Below are 1,085 nucleotides of genomic sequence, written 5' to 3'. Positions count from 1 at the left end.
TTGTTGATGGAACCACTCAGCGGTAATAGCAGCGACAAGACCAGTTTTCGCCAGACGCTGAATGATCACATTGAGCAGTTGCACGCAGGTGTCGGGCTTTCGTTGGTTGTTGCTGATAGCGCATTATATACAGCAGAAACCCTGCAAGACTTGGGCAGTTTCCCTTGGGTCACCCGTGTTCCTGCAACGGTTGGCGGTACCCGCGAATTAATCCTGGCCGTCTCTGATGAATGGATGCTTGACCAGCCAGAACGTGCTTTTACTGTACTGGGCTCCAACTATGGCGGAGTTAACCAGCGCTGGCTGATTGTTTATACCCAGGCGGCCCGTGTGCGTGCCGGGCAAACGGTGAACAAACAACACTTGAAACAAAGCCAGGCCGAATACAACGCGTTCACTGCCCTGGCCAATCAGACCTTCGCCTGTGTCGCAGATGCGCAGGCTGCTTTGGCAAAATTACAAAAAATCCTGAAAGTTGTCACTTTGCACGATCCGGAAATTATTGAGGTGGCCAGTTTCAGTAAAAAGGGCCGGCCTCGTAAAGGTCAGTTACCCGATATCATCCGCTATCGCATTGAAGCGGGTGTGGCATCCGTTCTTGAAACAAGATGCCATAAGATACAGGCTAAAAGCTGCTTTATTATCGCCAGCAACCAACTGGATGAAGCACAGCTCAGCCATGAGAAAATGCTGGAGCTCTATACACCAGGCCAACAAAAAGTCGAACATGGTTTCCGTTTTTTGAAAGACCCTTGGTTCATGGCAGATACCTTGTTTCTCAAATCACCCAAACGTATTATGGCTTTGATGGCGATTATGACCCTTTGTCTCTTGGTCTTCGGCGCTTTGGAGTACCGTATCCGTCAAACACTTGCGCAGAACAAGCAAACGTTTCCAAGCCAAATTGGAGCGGCCACCGCAAAGCCTACCGCTCGTTGGGTGTTCCAGTTCTTTACCGGTATCCATGTCCTGCTAGTCGATAGTTGTCGGGAAGTCATACTGAACTGCAATGAATATCACCATCAACTGATTAACTTGCTTGGAAATCGGTATGTTAAATTATATGCAAATTCTGGGTAGGGGGG

1 protein-coding gene is annotated in these 1,085 nt (G+C 48.9%); it reads left to right on the top strand.

Annotated elements, in window-relative coordinates; genetic code table 11:
* Positions 1-1,080: IS1634 family transposase (locus CRENPOLYSF2_RS18410; protein WP_140396901.1), on the top strand; the 1,080-nt coding region annotated here is incomplete at its 5' end.
* Positions 1,081-1,085: the final 5 nt, after the last annotated feature.

This window comes from Crenothrix polyspora (assembly GCF_900163755.1).
GTDB lineage: Bacteria > Pseudomonadota > Gammaproteobacteria > Methylococcales > Methylomonadaceae > Crenothrix > Crenothrix polyspora.
Note: the sequence above shows the minus strand (reverse complement) of the source record. Positions and strands in the feature narration are given on the sequence as shown.